We start from the raw sequence: 20,103 nt of genomic DNA, 5'->3' as shown, positions 1-20,103 counted from the left end.
CAAATTTATGGCGTGCGTAGTGCGACCCAATTGGTAACGCGCGCTGCGCCGGCGTTTTTTAATATACGAGCGACGGCTGCCAGCGTTGCGCCAGAAGTCATGACATCATCCACCAGAGCAATATGTTGGCCGCGTACGCTGGCTAATTGTTGCGTATTCATTGCGGCCATGAATGCGCCGCGCATATTGCGTTGTCTTGCTTGGAGATGACTGAGCTGGGTTTGCGGTGGCGTATCAAGTACGCGCTTAACCCATCTGGCTTGCGCTGGAATTTGGAGGATCCGAGCCAAGGGGCGGGCAATCTCCCAGGCTTGATTGTAGCCGCGCGTTGCAAGTCGACCCGCGGAAAGCGGTACGGGCAGAATTAGACTGGGATAACTCAGTTTGTCATGAGCGTAGGTTTGTTGCACTAAGCGCGCGAGACGTTCGGCAAAAATTGCGGCGATGGTGAGTTGTGCATTAAATTTTAATGCGAGTGCAAGCTGATCAAGAGGGGCAGCATAGTGAGTGAGCGCGAGCGTTGCATCAAAGGCCGGTGGCGCAACAATACAGTGACTACAGAGCCGAGAAGGGGGGTGATTGGGGCCAGCGTGGTCGGACTGCAACGGCAATGCGCAACGCATGCAACGGTCATCATGAGTTTGCCAATAAGCGTTGTCACAGCCGTTGCAGAGAGCGTGCGGCGATAAACTACCGCAGAGTGCGCAACGGCACGGTAGCGCGAGATGCATGAATGCTTTGCATCGATTGAACGTATGCTGGGCAAATGCGGTAACCGTCAAAAATGGGGACGTCATAAGCAAGACGCAAGGAAATTTACCTTAATTTTTGAATCTTTAAGCCTGGTTCCTTAAGTAGGCAAGTATACTCACAATTCTTAATTTACTTACAGTCATCTTTGTTTCAGCCGTGGACTCTTCTCAGCCTGCTGTCAATCTTCAGCGTTTGCAACAAATTTTCGATCGGCGCGCAGACGCTTTTGCTGCAGTGCATTTCTTGCCACGCGAGGTCGCGCAGCGTATGCATGAGCGCCTTAAGTGCGTGAAATTGATGCCGCAGCGCATATTAGACGCCGGCTGCGGGCTGGGCGATGATTTGCTGGCGCTGCAAGCGCGGTTTGAGTCTGCGCAAATATATGGGCTGGACGTCTCCCATCAGATGTTGGTGCGGGCCTTGGCCGCCACTGGCGCGCCGCGGCTGGGTTGGCGTGGGCGTATAGCGGATACTTTATATCGGACGGTGAATTTTAACCGTCCTTTTATCAGCCAATTAAGAAAGGTTTTTCAGCCACGCCCGCGGCAGACCGTGCAAGCCGATTTTGCAAATCTTCCTTTTGCCGCCAATACCTTTGATTTATTTTGGTCAAATCTGGCGTTGCATTGGCATACTCGACCCGATCAAGTTTTACCGGAATGGCGGCGTGTCCTAAAAACGGGTGGCCTTTTAATGTTTAGTTTGCTAGGGCCTGATTCACTGTGTGAGTTACGCGCCGCCTGGCGGCATGCGGATGCGCAAACGCCGCAGGCGCGCGTGCTTGATTTCACGGATATGCATGACTTTGGCGATATGCTGGCGGCGAGTGGCTTCGAAATACCTGTGATGGAGATGGAAAAACTCACGATTACTTATCCCTCGCCGGCAGCTTTATTAAATGATGTGCGGCGCTGGGGGGCTTATCCGTTTACGGGGGAGCGGCGCCCGCTGGGGTTAACCAGTCGTCGCTTGCAACAAGAGTTGGTAGGGGGGCTAGAGGCGCAGCGGCGCGCTGATGGCAAAATTCCACTCACCTTTGAAATTATTTATGGCCATGCCTGGAAAGTGGCTGAGAGAACCACTGCGGAAGGCTATGCGATAGTGCGTCCTGATGAAATTACTAAAGCGACAAAGCAAAAGTAGGAAAACGGAATTATAATGTTCCGTTTGATTCGATTTTAAAATGAAGAAGGCGTCATGCGCCTGATGCATAGATCTCAGATAAAAACGCCAATGAAAACGATTAAGCGAATCCTAATAGGGGCGCTAGCAGGTAGTGGCTTGTTGCTAGCGAACGTGGCCCATGCGGTGAATGATATGCCTGGCGGCCCAGTGGTCAACGGGCTTAACTTTCAAACGCCTGTGACCAAGATAGCTGAAGGGCTATACGGATTGCACACGATGATGCTGATTATCTGTCTAGTGATTCTAGTCGGTGTCTTCGGTGTGATGTTTTATTCGATCTTTGCTCACCGTAAGTCTAAAGGGCATCAGCCGGCGCATTTTCATGAAAGCACCACAGTTGAAATTATTTGGACCGTGGTGCCATTTTTGATCGTAATCTTAATGGCATGGCCAGCGACAAAAATGGTGATTGCGATGAAAGACACTAGCAATGCCGATGTCACTGTAAAAGTCACGGGCTATCAATGGAAATGGGGTTACGACTATATCAATGGCCCAGGCGCGGGAATTGGTTTTTTATCCACGATTACCACGCCGCGCGATCAAATAAATGGGCGGCAGCCGATTTCCGATACATATTTACAGGAAGTCGATCACCCGCTAGTAGTGCCAGTGAATAAAAAGATTCGCATTATTACGACCGCGAACGATGTGGTGCATTCCTGGTCGGTGCCAGCTTTTGGCGTAAAACAGGATGCGATTCCTGGTTTTGTGCGCGATACATGGTTTAAAGCTGAAAAAGTAGGGACTTATCGTGGTTTTTGCACTGAGTTATGCGGCAAAGATCACGCCTATATGCCGGTGGTGGTCAAAGTTTTATCCGAGCAGGATTACGCGCAGTGGGTGGCGGAGCGGGTAAAAAACACGCCAATCGGCGCCGAGCTGGAGAAAACTTGGACGATGAGCGAACTTAAAGTGCGCGGCGAACAAATTTATGCCGCACATTGCGCCGTTTGCCACCATGCGAACGGCAAAGGTATCGGCCCGTTTCCAGCGCTTGATGGCGGTCCGGTGACCAATGGTCCATTAGGAAGTCATTTGAATCTGGTGCTGCAGGGCAAAGCACAAATGCCGCCGTGGGCTACTACGCTGAATGACATTGATCTTGCCGCGGTTGTGACCTACCAGCGTAATGCGTGGAGCAATCACACGGGAGACCTAGTCCAACCGCGACAAGTTGCGGTGGCACGCAATCAAGCGTTAAACAGCGCTGCTAGCCAAGCGCAAGGCGCGCCTAATGAAAAGTCTGGCGCAGCTCGCAAAGCAGCCGCAGCAGTAGATAAAACGCCACGGCTAAGTCAAACGCTCACCTCAGATTCAGCCGCATAATCTGTCCCGTCAAACCAAACAAATAAGGAAATTTTATGACCACGATCGGACACGACCAGGCAGCGCAGCACGATCATACGCATGAACGTCCATCTGGATGGCGGCGCTGGTTACTCGCGACGAACCATAAAGATATTGGTACTTTGTATTTGCTGTTTTCGTTCGTCATGTTTTTGTCTGGCGGCGTGCTGGCGCTGTTGATCCGGGCGGAGCTGTTTGAGCCCGGCTTGCAAATTATGCGCCCTGAATTTTTCAATCAGCTCACCACGATGCACGGTATCGTCATGGTGTTTGGCGCAATCATGCCAGCATTTGTGGGGTTTGCTAATTGGATGCTGCCTTTGCAAATTGGGGCATCGGATATGGCATTCGCGCGCATGAATAACTTCAGCTTCTGGTTACTGCCTCCAGCTGCGTTGCTCTTGACCGCCTCATTTTTTGTGCCAGGGGGCGCGACGGCGGCGGGTTGGACATTATATGCGCCGCTTTCAGTGCAAATGGGGCCAGGCATGGATTTGGCTATCTTTGCTGTGCATATTATGGGCGCTTCTTCAATTATGGGCGCAATTAATATTGTGGTGACCATCTTGAATATGCGCGCGCCTGGCATGACGCTGATGAAAATGCCAATGTTTGCTTGGACTTGGCTGATTACGGCTTATTTGCTGATTGCCGTAATGCCAGTATTGGCGGGCGCTGTGACGATGCTGCTGTTCGACCGCCATTTCGGCACCTCGTTTTTTAATGCGGCAGGCGGCGGAGACCCCGTCTTATATCAACATATTTTTTGGTTCTTCGGCCATCCTGAAGTCTATATTATGATTTTGCCGGCTTTTGGCATGATCTCGCAGGTGATTCCGGCTTTCTCGCGCAAACCCTTGTTTGGTTACCATTCGATGGTTTACGCCACGGCGTCAATCGCTATCTTGTCTTTCATGGTGTGGGCGCACCACATGTTTGTCACGGGCATGGTGGTGAGCGGTCAGCTTTTTTTCATGTATGCAACGATGCTGATTGCGGTGCCAACCGGAGTTAAAGTATTCAATTGGGTTGCGACCATGTGGCGCGGCGCGCTCACTTTCGAAACGCCAATGTTATTCGCCATAGGCTTTTTGCTGGTCTTTACAATCGGTGGCTTTTCCGGCTTGATTCTGGCGATGGCCCCGCTGAATGTGGCGGCGCACGGGACGTATTATGTGGTTGCGCATTTCCATTATGTGTTGGTTGCGGGCTCGCTATTTTCGCTTTATGCAGGTTGGTATTATTGGGCGCCAAAATGGACCGGTTACATGTATAACGAAGTCCGCGGCCGAATTCATTTTTGGGGATCTTTGATTTCGTTTAATATAACCTTCTTCCCGATGCACTTTCTGGGCTTATCTGGGATGCCGCGTCGCGTGGTTGATTACTCCGCGCAATTTACCGACTATAACCAGCTAGCGACGATTGGCGCATTTGGTTTCGGTTTAATGCAGGTGTACTTTTTGTTTTGGGTCGCTTTGCCGACGTATTTTGGCAAACGTTGCGCACCGGCCCCAGCTAAACCATGGGAAGGCGCTCAAGGACTCGAATGGACGATCCCTAGCCCCGCGCCTTTTCATACTTTTGAAACCCCTCCAGAGGTTAAATAATGGTATGGCTCATCCAATTGAATGGATGAGTTTTATCCCAGAACAAAAACCACGGAAATAGCCAAATAGACGCTTGAAATGGAACTACAACGATGAGTAGTCAAGATCAAAAACCTTATTATTTTGTGCCGAGTCCATCGCAGCACCCCATTTTGGCGGCGTTAGGTTTGCTTGGCATGATGCTTTCGCTAACAGCCTGGCTTAACGATCAAGGCTGGGGGGCTTTTGCTTTTGCCGTCAGTTTGGCTTGGTTGTTGTTTGTATTGTGGCGCTGGTTTGGCGATTCAATTACTGAATCTGAAGAGGGAAAGTACGGCAAGCGCATTGATATTTCCTATCGCTGGAGCATGAGTTGGTTCATTTTTTCCGAAGTCATGTTTTTTGCCGCGTTCTTTGGGGCGCTATTTTACGCTCGCTCATTTGCTAGCCCGCTGCTTGGCGATCTCAATCATAGGGTGTTGTGGCCGGATTTCATGGCGGCCTGGCCGAATGTTGGGCCGGCCGACTTAGTGCCGCATTTTAAAGCCATGACAGCGTGGCCAATCCCTACCATCAACACGGCTTTGCTGCTGACCTCAGGCGCTACGTTAACCGTTGCGCACCATGCATTACGGGATGATCATCGTAAACCAGCGATTATTTGGCTGGCCGCAACGGTGTTGCTGGGTGTGATTTTTCTATTTATGCAGGGCTACGAGTATGTTCATGCTTACCGTGAGCTGAACCTTAAGCTGAGCTCCGGTATGTACGGCTCGACCTTTTTTCTGCTCACGGGTTTTCATGGCTTCCATGTGCTGATGGGGACACTGATGCTGAGTGTCGTGCTGGCGCGCCTAATCCGTGGGCATTTTAGCGCAGAGCATCACTTTGCTTTTGAAGGGGCGGCTTGGTATTGGCATTTTGTGGATGTGGTCTGGCTTGGCTTATACATTGTGGTGTATTGGCTTTAGACGTTTTGGATGATTTCGAAGCGCTTAGAAGACGGGAGGGTATTTTAGGCGCTGCGAGGTTTTCTTTAATTGCTATAAGGAATACCGGTGCTTTGAATCCATCCCATCCAATAGGCAAATAAGATGAATAAGAAAAGCCCAATTGAGAGCCCAACGCGGGCCATCAGTGAATATACCATGCGCTTCGTGGTGCCGCGGTCGTGCATCATAAAATACAATGCGCAGATTAGGCTCGCGCCAATTAGGAGAAAAGCAAGGGCAATAAGAACAGACATATGGGTAGAAATAAATCAGCAAAATTTCAAAAAAGCAGCGTAAGCTTGGCTATTATCGCATTAACAATTCTCTCCTGCGCGGTCAAATAGCGATGCTAAAAATTCGCTTTTGGCCGTTCTTAGCGATACTCATTGCGGTTGCGTTGGCGGTGCGCTTAGGATTTTGGCAGCGCGACCGCGCGCACCAGAAAGAAGCGCTTGCCGCCCAACTGATGCGCTATCAGAATAGCACGCCAACCCCGCTCGGTGCGTCACGGTTACCGCTCGAAGAAATCGAATATCATCGCGTGCGGGCGCGTGGGCGTTTCATGCCCGAGCGCGTCGTGTATCTGGATAACCGAACTTACAATGCCCGCCCTGGCTTTCATGTGCTGATGCCGTTAGCGTTGGAAGAGGGGACTTATGTTCTAGTAAACCGGGGTTGGATACCGTGTAATATGCAAGATCGCGCGGTGCTTGCGCCCTATTCCACACCGACGGATAAAGTTGAAATAGAGGGAATTGCCCGCGCTGATCCGGGGCAGGCATTTGAACTTGGCGCGGGCGGTTCAGCCGCGCATTTGCGGATACGGCAAAATTTGGATCTTGCGGCATATCAGTTAGAGACAGGACTGCCTTTGCAGCCCTTTGTTATCTGGCAGACAAACGAAATAGATGACCAACTGGTGCGTGCGTGGCCGAACATTTTAACGGGAGTGGAGCGTAACTATGGTTACATGCTCCAATGGTGGGGAATCGCTGCCGCGATATTATTATCTGGCCTGTATGCAGCACGCCGCGCTGCGCTAAGTGCGGTGAAATAACCTGTATTTTTAGAGCCGCGGTCAATCAAAATCATTAATTAGGAGCACAGGCGCGAGCCGTATTTAACATGCATGCAAGTAACAAAAACACGCATCGGAAGACGTTGCTGCTAGTGGTGCTGGTTTGTTTGGCGCCAGTCATTGCATCTTACCTCTCTTATTATGTTTTCAAGCCGGCTGGCGGCGTGGTGAATTACGGTAAATTAATTGAGCCAGCACAACCCATTCCGCCTAGTTTAGTGGTGCAAACAGAAAATGGTGACGTCACTCCCTTGCAAACTTTAAAAGGCAAATGGCTATTGCTTGCAGTCGATGCGAGCGCATGCCCTGAAAACTGTGTAAAGAAACTCTATTTTATGAGGCAAGTACGGGTAGCGCAGGGTATTGAGCGGGAGCGCGTGGAAACGGTCTGGCTGCGCACTGACAGCGCTCCAGTGTCGCCGGTCGTGCAGCAAGCGTATCCCGAGATGCGTTTTTTGAGTGCCAATGCCATGGCTCTTGCCAAATGGTTGCCGGTTGAGGGCAGTATGCAGCTCACTGACTATATTTATTTAGTAGATCCAAACGGTAATCTCATTATGCGTTTCCCCCCCAATCCGAATCCCGGAAAAATCAAAAAAGACCTCAGCAAATTGTTGAAATGGTCGAGCATTGGTTGAAATTTTTTAGGGCCTCTAAGTGTTTATTTTGCAGCTTAGCTTGATTGGCATTTGCATTGCGCTCATTCCGCTGGCTTGGGTGTGGCTACGCAGCGGTGCGGATCGATTCGGCAAATTGGTCTGGGTCACGACAATCCTCACCTTTGACCTAGTGTTATTTGGCAGCTTTACGCGTCTCACAGATTCGGGCCTCGGCTGCCCTGATTGGCCGGGCTGCTATGGCGCAGCATCGCCATTTATTGCACATCAAGCGATCCAAGCGGCGCAAGCTGCCTTACCCAGTGGCCCAGTCACCATGGCTAAGGCTTGGATTGAAATGATGCATCGCTATCTGGCGTTGGCGCTGGGCGTATTGATTATTGCGCAGGTTGTGGTGGCGTGGTGCAAACGTAAAACGTTACCAGTATCGCCCTGGTGGCCCGTTGCATTACTGATATTAATCTGCGTACAGGGCGCGTTTGGCGCTTGGACGGTCACTTTAAAATTACAGCCGATCATTGTTACGATTCATTTATTGCTGGGGTTGACGTTACTGGGCGCGCTGGCCAGGCTGGCGCTGAGCTGCATGCCAGTGGTTGTCCCCGAACCAGCGGCTAGCCGTTGGCAGCCGGCAGTATGGATTGGGCTGGCGCTACTTGTGGTGCAAATTGCGCTAGGCGGTTGGGTGAGTGCGAATTACGCGGTGCTAGCTTGTACCGACTTTCCGACCTGCCATGGTGCTTGGCTGCCGCCGATGGATTTTGCGCAAGGCTTTCAACTATGGCGCGCGTTAGGCCAAACTAAAGCCGGGGACTTTATTACACAAGATGCGCTAGTAGCAATCCATTGGACGCATCGCAATTTCGCTTGGGTGGTCAGTGTCTGGTTGCTTGGGCTTGGTTTGCGCTTGCGCCAATTTAAGGCGTTGCTCACTTTAGCGAATGGCTTGCTAGCGCTGGTAGCATTGCAATGTTTAACTGGCTTAGCCAATATTCTATTGCAGTGGCCTTTGCTGATGGCGCTCGTGCACAATGGCGGTGCGGCATTACTCTTGTTGTTGCTCATCATGCTAAACTACCGTATCGCAATTAGCAGACAAAGCGTGCGGCATACCGCAGCTAAGGTCTGAACTCATGGAAAGCACCGCTTTTTGCCCATCTGTTAGCAGCCGAATCTCCCAATACTGGGCACTGACTAAACCTCGTGTTACGCAGCTCGCAGTGTTTTGTGCGGTGATTGGCATGCTCTTATCAACCCCTGGCAGCGTCCCATGGTCTATTGTGCTGGGTGGCGCAGCCGGAATTTGGCTATTAGCCAGTGCGGCTTTTGCAATCAATTGTTTGCTTGAACGCAAAATCGATACATTAATGCGTCGCACGGCATGGCGGCCGTCCGCCCGAGGTGACTTAACTTCTGTCCAGATTCTTTTATTTTCAGCGCTGCTGGGCGGGCTTGGCATGTGGACGCTCTATGCCTCTACCAATGCACTAGCAATGTGGCTCACGCTGGCTACCTTCATTGGCTATGCAATTATTTATACGCTTATTTTAAAGCCGCTGACGCCGCAAAATATCGTGATTGGCGGCGCCGCTGGAGCGATGCCGCCGGCTCTTGGGTGGGCGGCGGCAACTGGCACGGTGCCGGCTGATGCGTGGTTGCTTGTCTTGATTATTTTTGTTTGGACGCCACCGCATTTTTGGGCGCTGGCGCTATACCGTCGACAAGACTATGCGCAAGCGGGTTTGCCGATGTTGCCGATTACCCATGGTGAGCAATTCACGCGCTTGCAGATTTTGCTTTACACCATCGTTCTATTTGGAGTGTCGTTGTTGCCATTTGCTTCACGCATGAGTGGGGTGGTTTATCTAGTCGCAGCGATTGTGCTAGGCGCAATTTTTTTGGCGTATGCCTGGCGCATCTGGCGCACTTATTCGGATACGCTAGCGCGCCAGCTGTTTCGCTATTCAATTATTTATCTGTCGTTGCTATTTGCGGCATTACTGGCTGACCACTATGTACAAATCTATCGCAGCGGCTTCTAAATTTACGGTCTGTCTACTGTGCCTGCTGCTGATAGGGTTGGCAGGTTGCACGCGCGCGCCCGCGTTCAAAAATACTGATTTGACTGGCAACACAAGTTTTGGCGGTGATTTTATGCTACCGGACACGGATGGTCAGATGCGTACCTTGGCTGATTTTAAAGGAAAAGTGGTGGTGCTGTTGTTCGGCTATACGCATTGTCCTGACATTTGTCCCATGACGCTTGCAACGCTTGCGCAAGCTCTAAAACAATTGGGCGCGCAGGCAAAGCGGGTGCAGGTATTGTTTGTTACTGTCGATCCAGCGCGGGATACACCCTCTTCGTTAGCGCGTTATGCCCCGGCTTTTGATCCGAGCTTTATCGGTTTGCGGCCAGCGAATGAAACGCAGCTTAAAAAGGTAACGCAAGATTTCCGGGTGTTCTTCGCGCGAGAGCACGCCAGCGTAGACGAAATGGCGAAGAATCCTGCCGCAGATGAAACCGCTGACACTTATACAATGGATCATACAGCGGCGGGCTATGTATTTGATGCAAGCGGCAAACTGCGTCTTTTTGCGCGTGATGGGCAAGGACCTGAGCCGTGGGTGCATGATTTAAAAATATTGCTTAATTAATTGATGTTCAGCGCTCAAGAGTAGCCCGTGAAGAGCCTAAAGTTGTGCGGAAATATCTTAACCTCCGAAGGCTGGCGGCTGGGTCATATAATGCTTGAAGGAGGGCGGGTTGTGGCGCTCAATGGCGCATCTAGCGAACCGGCGACAAACCAAGAACCCTATATCTTGCCCGGTTTTATTGACCTGCATGTGCATGGCGGAGGTGGAGCTGATGTGATGGAGGGCGGCGCAGCGACTCAAACCATGGCACGTATGCATGCGCGTTATGGCACCACAAGTCTATTAGCCACCACAATGACAGCGCCGCGCGCTGAGCTGGCCGCGGTTTTGGCGACGCTTGCGTCTGAAGTGCGGCAGCGCGCGCCAGGTTGCGCCCGCATACTCGGCGTGCACCTTGAAGGGCCGTATATCAATCCTGGCAAGCTGGGTGCGCAACCTTCTGCAACCGCGCTCGCGGCACTGGATGAAGTGCTCTATTATTTGGAGCTAGCCCCGCTGCGGGTGGTAACGTTGGCGCCGGAGCTGGCTGGCCATTTAGGTGTCATCGCCCAGCTCGCCGCGCGCGGGATACGGGTACAGCTTGGCCATACGTTAGGCAGTTATGAGGATGGCGTGAACGCCCTTAAGCAGGGGGCAACAGGGTTTACCCATATATTCAACGCGATGACTGGCTTGCACCATCGAGCGCCAGGCATGGTGGGCGCGGCGCTTGCGCATGCTGAGTATGCGGAACTCATTCCAGATTTGTTGCACGTGCATCCAGGAGCAATTTACACGGCGCTGCGCGCGATTCCCAAGCTCTACTGTGTGACTGACAGCACGGCGGCAGCGGGTATGCCAGATGGCGCTTATCCATTGGGTAGCCAGACGGTGCTTAAGTGCGTCAATGGCGTGCGCTTGGCGGATGGCACATTGGCCGGGAGCACATTGACGATGGACCAAGCGCTGCGTAATCTAGTCTCGCTGGGTTTGCCGTTAGCCGAAGCCTCCCACCGCTTGTCACGCTATGCGGCGGATTATTTGGGCTTAACGCAACGTGGTCGGCTCGCAGTCGGCGCCTGGGCAGATTTAGTTGTGCTTGATCGCCAACTGATGGTGCAGGCAACGTATGTCGAAGGTGAAAAAATCTAGATTTGGTCGAACTGATTTTGGTTCGGTGAGGCGGTTGCAAACAACCTGCATGAAGTTAGTTATTCTACTCTAATGAGCCCGGCCACAATGCAAGTGCATGCAACTTGTTTAAAATAAAGAAGAGTATGGCGATTTTCTCGAATCTCGAAGATAACATTGTGGTTGAGCGGCAAAAGCAAAAAATAAAACCGCCGCCTATGTATCAAGTCGTGTTGTTAAATGATGACTTTACGCCGATGGGGTTTGTCGTCATGATTCTTCAAAAATACTTTAGAAAAGACCAAAAGGCCTCAATTCAGATTATGCTGAAGGTACATTGCGAAGGTAAAGCAATTTGTGGGGTTTATACGCGTGATGTGGCAATGACCAAAGTTAAGCAGGTAACCACCCATGCAAAGCAGGCCGGTCATCCGCTGCGATGCGTTATGGAGAGAACATGATCGCTCAAGAACTAGAGGTTAGCTTGCATATGGCGTTTATGGAAGCGCGCCAAGCCCGGCATGAGTTTATTACGGTAGAGCACCTATTGCTAGCGCTGTTAGATAATCCGACCGCGGTTGAGGTATTGCGCGCTTGCGCGGCCAACATTGATGACCTGCGCCACAATTTGCACCATTTTATTCACGATAACACTCCGGTCGTACCGGGTTCGATAGACGCCGATACACAGCCTACATTAGGTTTTCAGAGGGTGATTCAGCGTGCGATTATGCATGTCCAATCTGCCTCAAATGGCAAAAAAGAAGTGACCGGCGCAAATGTATTGGTTGCGATTTTTGGAGAAAAGGAGTCGCATGCGGTTTATTGCTTGCAGCAACAAGGGATCGCGCGCTTAGATGTGGTCAATTTTATTGCGCACGGAATCGCTAAAACCGGCGAGAGTGAAGCCACAAAATCGGCGGATGCCAGCACAGATCAAGACGGAGCGGCTGGACAAAAAGAAACCCAGCTAGCGCAATTTACGCAGAACTTGAATCAACTCGCCAAAGAAGGGCGCATTGATCCATTGATTGGGCGGGAGCCCGAAGTTGAACGCGTAGTGCAAGTTTTGTGCCGACGTCGGAAAAACAACCCGCTATTAGTAGGGGAGGCCGGCGTAGGTAAAACGGCTATCGCGGAAGGGCTTGCCTGGCGGCTCACGCGTGGCGAAGTGCCTGATATATTGGCGAATGCAGTGGTTTATTCATTAGATATGGGCGCTTTGCTGGCCGGCACTAAATACCGTGGCGATTTTGAGCAACGTTTAAAAATAGTGCTTAAAGAATTAAAAGAGCGCCCTCATGCGATACTTTTTATCGATGAAATTCACACTTTGATTGGCGCAGGCGCTGCCTCAGGCGGGACGCTAGACGCATCAAACTTATTAAAACCAGCGCTTTCGTCAGGACAAATAAAATGCATTGGAGCGACTACTTTTACCGAGTATCGCGGGATTTTTGATAAAGATGCCGCTTTGTCGCGGCGTTTCCAAAAAATTGATGTGTCTGAGCCCACGGTGGCCCAAACCATAGCGATTTTGCGTGGATTGAAGTCGCGCTTTGAAGAGCATCACAATGTTAAATATTCTGGCGCTGCATTATCCGCTGCGGCTGAATTATCGGCCCGTTTTATTACGGATCGGCATTTGCCTGATAAAGCGATTGACGTGATTGATGAAGCGGGCGCAGCGCAACGCGTATTACCTAAATCGAAACAAAAAAAGATCGTAGGTAAAACTGAAATTGAGGAAATTATTGCAAAAATCGCCCGCGTGCCGACCCAAAGCGTTTCACTCGATGATCGCAGCAAATTGCAGACCCTTGAGCGCGACCTCAAAAGCGTGGTCTTTGGACAAGACCTAGCCATTGAAGCTTTGGCCTCCGCGATTAAAATGGCGCGTGCCGGACTGGGTCAAATTGGCAAACCTATCGGCGCGTTTCTATTCTCAGGCCCAACGGGCGTTGGTAAAACCGAGGTCGCCCGTCAACTTGCTTTCACCTTGGGGATTGAGCTGACGCGTTTTGATATGTCTGAGTACATGGAGCGCCATGCGGTCAGCCGTTTAATCGGCGCGCCGCCGGGTTATGTTGGCTTTGATCAAGGTGGCCTCTTAACGGAGGCGATCACGAAAAAGCCGCACTGCGTGTTGCTGCTGGATGAAATCGAAAAAGCGCATCCAGATATTTATAATCTTCTGTTGCAAGTGATGGATCATGGCACATTGACGGATAACAATGGCCGTAAAGCCGATTTCCGTAATGTGATTGTCATCATGACCACCAACGCGGGCGCTGAAGCCCTGCAAAAAGCCAAAATTGGTTTTACTACGCGCAACGAAGCTGGCGATGAAATGGCCGAAATTAAAAAGACCTTCACTCCTGAGTTTCGTAATCGGTTGGACGCAATCATTAACTTCCGCCCACTCAACGAAGAAATTATTCTGCGTGTAGTTGACAAGTTCTTAATCCAATTGGAAGAGCAGCTCCATGAAAAGAAGGTAGAGGTTATTTTTACTGATGAGCTGCGCAAATATCTTGCTAGCAGCGGTTTCGACCCACTCATGGGCGCGCGGCCGATGCAACGTCTGATTCAAAGCACTATCCGGCGCGCCTTGGCAGATGAATTACTATTTGGCAAGCTGTCAAATGGGGGGCGTGTTAAGGTCGATGTGGACCAGCAAAACAACGTGCAACTTATCTTTGATGAAAACGGCGAGTCACACAATACAAACCCTGAAACGGCGGAGATTGACTGATAGCTTAAGCGCGGTTGACCCAGATGCATTGAAAGCCGTCTCATTGAGTACGGGAGTACTCAATGAGACGGGCAAAATTAATACAGCTAATTGCTCTTTGCCCACTAGGCCACTCTCCAGGCCGGAATGGTTAGAAAGAGCCGAGAGACTCATGTTCTGTTGCGTAAGCGTTAATCAACTATCCAATAATAGTCCATCTGATTGAACCTTAAAATATCCTGTTTACGTGCAGCTTTTCTAAACGCATCAATCGTAGCTGGATTAATTTGTTCTCTGTAACTTTTTCTTAAACCAGAATTTAAGATAGATTCTGGACTGCGCTCGATGAAAGAGTTAAAAATCTCCAATACTCTAATTCTTTGCTCTGTACTTTTGTTGAGTAGCTCTGCGGTAAATTCATATAGGAATCTATAGGTGTTATCTTTAAATGCAGATTTTTCTAAATAAAGATCTTCACCTATTTGCGTTAATCGGTCTGATGGACTGAGAAATGAAAAATAGAAGAATTCTTCTATAAAATCCTCTCCGAATGGATCGCTGTCAGTCATAGAATCTATGAAAGAAGCGGGTAGCGTTTTAGTAGAGTTTTCTGCTTTGAGAAGATCTTCTGAAGTGAAACATAGCACTTTGATGCTGGGGAAAGATTGCGTTAAATTATTTAACCACTCTATATGACTTCCTGAAATTTTCTTTGGACCTTCAGAAAAATTATCTAGTAACCACCACTCTCCATTATCTTCTTGACGTAATACTAAAAAATATCCTTTTATATCAATCATTATTCGATTTGCATTGAATAAATTGGCATTTTCAATTGTATTAAATTGATAAGGGAGCGCTAAATTATAAAGAAAATTAACCGTATGGATAGCATTCTGCATATGTTTGGGGTAACCAAAAATTCCTATTTGGCGGATATAATCTTTGTATGGAATAGCATTAATACACGGAAATTGATCCCACTCTGTTCCTAATCTTTCTTGTGTATAGAGTTCGTGGGTTATTTTGCCGCCATCATAATATTTTCGCATGAGCCTAAGTTGTTTTTTTGGAACATATGGATTTTCCTTAATAGCAATTAAATTCATGTAATGCTCGTAATCCTGCGATGAAATAAAATTTCCCCCTAAAGTTGTATTAATCGCATGAATGGCATCATTTTCTTTTATTTTAAGTTCAGAATAGGGTGGTAAAGTTTTATTAAAGTATTGCCGATCTATTTTTCCCTCTTCATTTCCTCCTCCGCCGCAGGCGGAAATAAATATTCCCCAAAAAACTAAGTTGATTATTCTAAATAATTTCATTGGAATGGATGTATTTATTGGAGGAAATTTTATGAGAGCTAAATTAAGTGTTTTAGCCGTTGGGGTGGATTGTAGTGACTTTTTTAACGCGCTATAAATTCATTATATTAGGCCTAGCGGTGCAATCGAACTTCATTGATAAGCTATTCGAAATTCGACAAAAAACGCAGACAAGCCAATCATCGAGCCTCGCAAGCCTTAAAAGTCGGTACAAACCTACTTTACTCGCTTTTTCGTCAAATAATTCCAAAACACCCAAAATAGGGCAAATCAACTTCACAGTTAGTATCTGTTGCTCACGCGGTTTTTCTACCCCAGTAAAACTTCGGATCAGCGTATCTTGTCTCCTATTCGCCGGCGGCTGTCTGTCCATGATGGCACCGTAAGTATGGGGCGACTCTAACTCAGATTTAATGGCTTTGAGTGCTTTCCCTTAGGATGAAAGCCGTCATTTATTTGCCTGTTTAATGGGTTAGATGGAATTGCTATTTGGCGCAGCGTGACCCTATTTAGGGGGCCGAATCAACTTCTAAAAGTCCTCTTTAAGCCGGTGAGGATGTCAAGCTGTATAAGCAGTCAATGCATTGCGCATCTTTTTCATGGCACTGACTTCGATTTGGCGAATGCGCTCGGCCGAGACGCCGAATTCAGCCGCCAGATGATGCAACGTTGCGCCGCCAGAACCCTCCGCATCAACCTGTAACCAGCGCGCTTCAACAATGCGGCGGCTACGGGCATCGAGCGTATTTAGCGCACTTGCTAAGCCATCGCTTTGTAAACGATCAAACTGGCGATTAGCCAGCACCTCAGTTGGCTCATGTTGGATGTCTGTGAGATATGCAATGGGCGCAAAGGATTCTTCATTGTCGTCAATTTGTCCTTCTAGCGCAACATCTCCGCCCGTCATACGGGTTTCCATTTCAGTCACATCTTCACGCTTGACGTTCAACTCTTTAGCTAAAGCATCGACTTCACTCGAAGTCAGTGCTTGCACGCCCCGTTTATGGCGGCGTAAATTGAAGAAAAGTTTGCGCTGAGCCTTGGTGGTGGCGACTTTTACAATCCGCCAGTTACGCAAGATATATTCATGAATTTCGGCCTTAATCCAGTGAATTGCATAGGATACGAGTCGCACATTTTGCTGAGGATCGAAGCGTTTCACGGCTTTCATTAGCCCAATATTGCCTTCCTGAATCAGATCGGCATGGGGCAATCCATAGCCTAGGTAGCCACGGGCGATTGAGACAACCAAGCGTAGATGGGATAAAACCAGCTTGCGAGCTGATTCAAGCGTCCCATGTTCACGATAATTCGTGGCGAGCTGTTGCTCCTCCTCTGCTTGCAGCATTGGAATACGGCTAACAGCTTGGATATAGGCATTAAGATCGCCTAATGGGCCAAGTAACGGCATACCGGGAGTAAGAGCCAGTGCTCCGCCTAGTTCGGATCTCTTTAATTCAGGTTTTGTGATCATTTACGCTCCTTAAGAGAGGTATTTTTATAATATTAGCACTCTTCTGCGTAGAGTGCTAATTTGCTCTAGAGAGGTCTTTCTATGAGGCTCAGTTGGAGCGAAGTTGCAATAAGCGGCACGTAATATTTTATTCGGCAAAAGGCAAGCGCGGCTCCATATCCAGTTGGCTTTAACCATATGGATTGTGACAAAGTGGTAAATCAATGGCATGAGGCCGCGCCGATCGTGCACCTTTAGGCGCTTATCCCCTTCCAGGGCGGCGACCCTTAATCCCTAATTTTTTATCGCGGTTCAGGCTGACTCAATGGCGAGTTCTTTGTAGTGTTCCATGGCGCTCGCTTTTTTGGGCACTTCTATGGTAAGTATGCCATCTTTAAAACTTGCTTTGGCTTTTTCTATATCCACTGACTCTGGCAAGGGTATAGTGCGCTGGTAAGCTCCATAGGCAATTTCCCGTACAGCGTAATTCCGGTCCTTATCCTTGTGGGAAACGGTTTTTTCCCCTTTGATCGTCACGGCATGGCTCTCCGTGGTTACTTTAAGGCTTTCAGGGCCGATTCCTGGCACCTCTACCTCTATTTTAAAAAGGTCCTGACTCTCGGTAATATCGATGGATGGCGTAATCATTAAGCCCTCCATTTCATTGACAAACCCTGACGTGCCTTTAAAATCTGTGTAGAAATCTTCCAGCATTCGGTCAAATGCAGTTTGTACTGCCTGAAAAGGGTTGACTCTGTTTCGCTGAGTGGAAAAAGGTATATATTTTCTCCAGGGAGCAAGCATATTACTCATGGTTAGATCCTCCGAATATTTACGATTGCGACTCATCAGTTTAAAGTCAATTCAATGCTGTGAAATTTGGCGTTTGGTTTAATTATAGGTTCTATTGTTATAAATTCAACACCTCGTAACTCTAATGGCTTGCAATTGAAAGCGCCTCGACCTGCAATCAATTAGATTTTCGACCCGAAATAATTGCAACTGTATGGCGCGAAGCTGTGTCAGTAATTCTGTTGGTTTCAGTGCAATAAACGCAGTGTCCTTTTCTCAGTTTAAAGAAATGCAAAAATTGACGGATAGAATTCAAAATTACTATACTAATTTATATGCTAGTTTTTAATGAGGTGGCTGTGCGTGTTTAATTTGTCGATTGACTAAAATTTTACTTTCTGGAGGAAAAATCCTATGCTTGAAATACTTGAGAAGTATCAGCATTCACTCGCAGGACTAATAGCCGTTGCAGGATGGATCGTGACATATCAGTTTGGCGTTTTCAGAGACCGTAAGAATAAACAACGCGATCTCATTACTGATTATTTATTGGAGGCCTATCGGAAACTAGAGTCGGCTTCCCAGCGAAAAAAATTGACAGACACTCAAGTCGCTGATATTGAATCGGCGCTAAGGGATATTCAAATTTTTGGTTCAAAAGAGCTTATCGATGCAACAGATAAATTCATAGAGGAATTTACCGTAAGTAAAAACATTGATTTAAGCCAGCTTTTATTTTTATTGCGCAAGGATTTACGGGAGGCACTTCATCTGCCCTGGTCTGAGAACAGAATACGTGCTTTTCGATTATAAATGAATTTCCTAATCCAGCTTGCATATAATAATGAAATCTATTTTCTCGTTTTATTAAAAAATATGCTGCCGATAGTATTTATTAAGCTTATGTGGTCATTAGTTTAGCGTGGCGCTATAAATTTTATATATTATTTTTCTAAGATTTTTTAATTGACAGAAATAAATTACTTTTAGGTATCGGTGATTCTCGTCTCACTTTTTTATAAGGAGCATGAAATGGTAACGTTAGTCGGCACACAAGAAGATTTTCTAAAGGCGCTTACCGAGCTTATTGAGCTCGACTACGATGCTGTTGAAGCGTATCAGGCCGCGATTGAGCGTATAAAGGATCCGGTCTATAAAGAAAATTTAGAAGAATTTCAACAGGATCATAAACGCCATATTCAGGTACTTTCTAAGCTTATCGCTCAACATGGAGAGACGCCTCCCAACGGGCCAGATATGAAACAACTTTTGTTAAAAGGGAAAATAATAGCAGCTAGTATATTGGGAGACAAAGCCATTTTAAATGCAATGAAAGATAATGAAATCGATACCAACACCGCCTATGAGCGGCTTACTCATCATAAACATAAATGGACAGAAGTATATGACTCCTTGGAAGATGGCTTAAAAGACGAAAAGCGTCATAAAACCTGGTTAGAATCAGTCACTTAGCATATCGATAATATTTGGAAATTCGTTTACCGGAAATCACGCAGTCAAGTGGATGATTGTTCGAGTTTGCTATCTTTCTTTCTTAGCCTTTTTAGGCAGTGGTATCTATACAGTTTATTCTCGCAAATGTGGGGAAACGGGATTCAGCGAAACGAGAGTAACTTTAACTTTAAACTACCTGCGTGATTTTTGGAAAAGTCTAAATCTATTCAGATAGAGCGGATTATAATGTTGTGAGACATTTAGTATGTTTAGGTCGAGCAAACCAATCAATCCGCATGAGGCTGAAAAAGTATAATGAGTGAAATATTTGCAGCAACACCGCCAATCACTGTGCCGATTGCACATTCAAATGACTCTTTCGCGGTGCGCCGCATTTATTGTATTGGCCGCAATTATCTAGAGCACGCCCGTGAGATGGGGCATGTGTCGCAGAATTCGTCTTTAGTATTTTTCAATAAACCGGCTGACGCTATCTTGTATGTAGCGCCGGACGTGGTCGGGCAATTTCCTTATCCACCGGGTTCAAATAACGTGCATCATGAAGTGGAGCTGGTGGTTGCATTAGGTAAACGTGGCCGCGATATTTCCGTTGAGCGTGCGCTGGATTATGTGTTTGGTTATGCTGTGGGTCTTGATATGACGCGCCGCGATTTGCAAGCAGAAATGAAACGGCAAGGCTATCCATGGGAAAGTGCCAAAGCTTTTGATGCTTCAGCGCCACTGGGTCGGATCCATCGCGTAGAGGAGGTGGGGCATTGTCAGCAGGGCGCAATTTGGCTCAAAGTGAATGGGGTTGAGAGGCAACGTGCTGATGTGGCGCAGCTTATTTGGCCGATTGCGGATGTTATATCTTATTTGTCAACCTTATCTGAGCTCGCGCCAGGAGATTTGATTTATATGGGAACTCCCGGCGGCGTAGGGCCGATCGTGAAAGGTGACCTAATGACGGCAGGTATTGACGGTTTAGGCGAATTGACGGTTAAGGTGACTTAAA

The 20,103-nt window shown here is 48.2% G+C and carries 19 protein-coding genes and 1 pseudogene; 15 read left to right on the top strand and 5 right to left on the bottom strand.

The window, feature by feature from the left end; genetic code table 11:
- Nucleotides 1–5: 5 nt before the first annotated feature.
- Complete coding sequence (locus tag MCB1EB_RS10920) at nucleotides 6–797, bottom strand: ComF family protein (protein WP_232034111.1); 792 nt, start codon at nucleotides 795–797, stop codon at nucleotides 6–8.
- Nucleotides 798–894: 97 nt separating this feature from the next.
- Between MCB1EB_RS10920 and MCB1EB_RS10915 the strand changes: the two genes are divergently transcribed.
- From MCB1EB_RS10915 to MCB1EB_RS10900, 4 genes and pseudogenes are all read left to right on the top strand, one after another.
- Complete coding sequence (locus tag MCB1EB_RS10915; protein WP_045364308.1) at nucleotides 895–1,896, top strand: methyltransferase domain-containing protein; 1,002 nt, start codon at nucleotides 895–897, stop codon at nucleotides 1,894–1,896.
- A 90-nt stretch (nucleotides 1,897–1,986) separates the two neighbouring features.
- Nucleotides 1,987–3,228: pseudogene (gene coxB / locus MCB1EB_RS10910) on the top strand (cytochrome c oxidase subunit II); the annotation flags it as partial.
- A 74-nt stretch (nucleotides 3,229–3,302) separates the two neighbouring features.
- Nucleotides 3,303–4,898: a cytochrome c oxidase subunit I gene (ctaD, locus tag MCB1EB_RS10905; protein ID WP_026921573.1), complete on the top strand. Its 1,596-nt coding sequence runs from the start codon at nucleotides 3,303–3,305 to the stop codon at nucleotides 4,896–4,898.
- 92 nt (nucleotides 4,899–4,990) lie between these two features.
- Nucleotides 4,991–5,848, top strand: coding sequence for a cytochrome c oxidase subunit 3 (locus tag MCB1EB_RS10900; protein WP_045364311.1), 858 nt, complete (start codon nucleotides 4,991–4,993; stop codon nucleotides 5,846–5,848).
- Nucleotides 5,849–5,913: 65 nt separating this feature from the next.
- On the opposite strand, the gene MCB1EB_RS10895 is transcribed toward MCB1EB_RS10900, so the two are convergent.
- Nucleotides 5,914–6,123 carry a twin transmembrane helix small protein gene (locus MCB1EB_RS10895; RefSeq protein ID WP_026921571.1) on the bottom strand — a complete coding sequence of 70 codons (210 nt, stop codon included), beginning with the start codon at nucleotides 6,121–6,123 and terminating at the stop codon, nucleotides 5,914–5,916.
- 92 nt (nucleotides 6,124–6,215) lie between these two features.
- Between MCB1EB_RS10895 and MCB1EB_RS10890 the strand changes: the two genes are divergently transcribed.
- The 8 genes from MCB1EB_RS10890 to clpA all read left to right on the top strand — a co-directional run bounded on the left by MCB1EB_RS10890 (nucleotide 6,216) and on the right by clpA (nucleotide 14,084).
- Nucleotides 6,216–6,926, top strand: coding sequence for an SURF1 family protein (locus tag MCB1EB_RS10890; protein ID WP_045364314.1), 711 nt, complete (start codon nucleotides 6,216–6,218; stop codon nucleotides 6,924–6,926).
- A 68-nt stretch (nucleotides 6,927–6,994) separates the two neighbouring features.
- Nucleotides 6,995–7,585 (top strand): SCO family protein, encoded by a 591-nt coding sequence (locus tag MCB1EB_RS10885; RefSeq protein ID WP_045364316.1) that lies wholly within the window; start codon nucleotides 6,995–6,997, stop codon nucleotides 7,583–7,585.
- A 19-nt stretch (nucleotides 7,586–7,604) separates the two neighbouring features.
- Nucleotides 7,605–8,693, top strand: coding sequence for a COX15/CtaA family protein (locus tag MCB1EB_RS10880; RefSeq protein ID WP_045364319.1), 1,089 nt, complete (start codon nucleotides 7,605–7,607; stop codon nucleotides 8,691–8,693).
- A gap of 4 nt (nucleotides 8,694–8,697) precedes the next feature.
- A complete protein-coding gene (cyoE, locus tag MCB1EB_RS10875; RefSeq protein ID WP_045364322.1) occupies nucleotides 8,698–9,606 on the top strand; it encodes a heme o synthase in 909 nt (302 codons plus the stop codon).
- Entirely contained in the window at nucleotides 9,578–10,219 is a 642-nt protein-coding gene (locus MCB1EB_RS10870) for an SCO family protein (protein ID WP_045364326.1), read from the top strand. Before cyoE ends, MCB1EB_RS10870 begins: the two co-directional genes overlap by 29 nt.
- 90 nt (nucleotides 10,220–10,309) lie before the next feature.
- The gene (gene nagA / locus MCB1EB_RS10865) at nucleotides 10,310–11,350 is read left to right on the top strand and encodes an N-acetylglucosamine-6-phosphate deacetylase (RefSeq protein ID WP_045364329.1); all 1,041 of its coding nucleotides are present in this window, start codon (nucleotides 10,310–10,312) and stop codon (nucleotides 11,348–11,350) included.
- Nucleotides 11,351–11,475: 125 nt separating this feature from the next.
- The gene (clpS, locus tag MCB1EB_RS10860; protein ID WP_026921564.1) at nucleotides 11,476–11,790 is read left to right on the top strand and encodes an ATP-dependent Clp protease adapter ClpS; all 315 of its coding nucleotides are present in this window, start codon (nucleotides 11,476–11,478) and stop codon (nucleotides 11,788–11,790) included.
- Complete coding sequence (clpA, locus tag MCB1EB_RS10855) at nucleotides 11,787–14,084, top strand: ATP-dependent Clp protease ATP-binding subunit ClpA (RefSeq protein ID WP_045364333.1); 2,298 nt, start codon at nucleotides 11,787–11,789, stop codon at nucleotides 14,082–14,084. The genes clpS and clpA overlap by 4 nt, the downstream gene beginning before the upstream one ends.
- 170 nt (nucleotides 14,085–14,254) lie before the next feature.
- On the opposite strand, the gene MCB1EB_RS10850 is transcribed toward clpA, so the two are convergent.
- The 3 genes from MCB1EB_RS10850 to MCB1EB_RS10840 form a co-directional block, all read right to left on the bottom strand.
- The gene (locus MCB1EB_RS10850; protein ID WP_045364336.1) at nucleotides 14,255–15,388 is read right to left on the bottom strand and encodes a hypothetical protein; all 1,134 of its coding nucleotides are present in this window, start codon (nucleotides 15,386–15,388) and stop codon (nucleotides 14,255–14,257) included.
- A 559-nt stretch (nucleotides 15,389–15,947) separates the two neighbouring features.
- Entirely contained in the window at nucleotides 15,948–16,799 is an 852-nt protein-coding gene (rpoH, locus tag MCB1EB_RS10845; protein ID WP_232034167.1) for an RNA polymerase sigma factor RpoH, read from the bottom strand.
- Between the two features lie 354 nt (nucleotides 16,800–17,153).
- Nucleotides 17,154–17,654: an Hsp20/alpha crystallin family protein gene (locus MCB1EB_RS10840; RefSeq protein WP_052393941.1), complete on the bottom strand. Its 501-nt coding sequence runs from the start codon at nucleotides 17,652–17,654 to the stop codon at nucleotides 17,154–17,156.
- A 393-nt stretch (nucleotides 17,655–18,047) separates the two neighbouring features.
- Here MCB1EB_RS10840 and MCB1EB_RS10835 point away from each other — a divergent pair, with 393 nt between their 5' ends.
- From MCB1EB_RS10835 to MCB1EB_RS10825, 3 genes are all read left to right on the top strand, one after another.
- Nucleotides 18,048–18,446, top strand: coding sequence for a hypothetical protein (locus tag MCB1EB_RS10835; protein WP_045364341.1), 399 nt, complete (start codon nucleotides 18,048–18,050; stop codon nucleotides 18,444–18,446).
- Between the two features lie 219 nt (nucleotides 18,447–18,665).
- Nucleotides 18,666–19,106, top strand: a complete 441-nt coding sequence (locus MCB1EB_RS10830; RefSeq protein ID WP_045364344.1) for a DUF892 family protein — start codon at nucleotides 18,666–18,668, stop codon at nucleotides 19,104–19,106.
- Between the two features lie 297 nt (nucleotides 19,107–19,403).
- On the top strand, nucleotides 19,404–20,102 hold the full coding sequence (locus MCB1EB_RS10825; RefSeq protein WP_045364346.1) for a fumarylacetoacetate hydrolase family protein: 699 nt from the start codon (nucleotides 19,404–19,406) through the stop codon (nucleotides 20,100–20,102).
- Nucleotide 20,103: the final 1 nt, after the last annotated feature.

Origin of the sequence: Mycoavidus cysteinexigens (assembly GCF_003966915.1) — a bacterium.
GTDB classification, from domain to species: Bacteria; Pseudomonadota; Gammaproteobacteria; order Burkholderiales; family Burkholderiaceae; genus Mycoavidus; species Mycoavidus cysteinexigens.
This window is presented reverse-complemented; position numbering and strand designations above follow the sequence as displayed.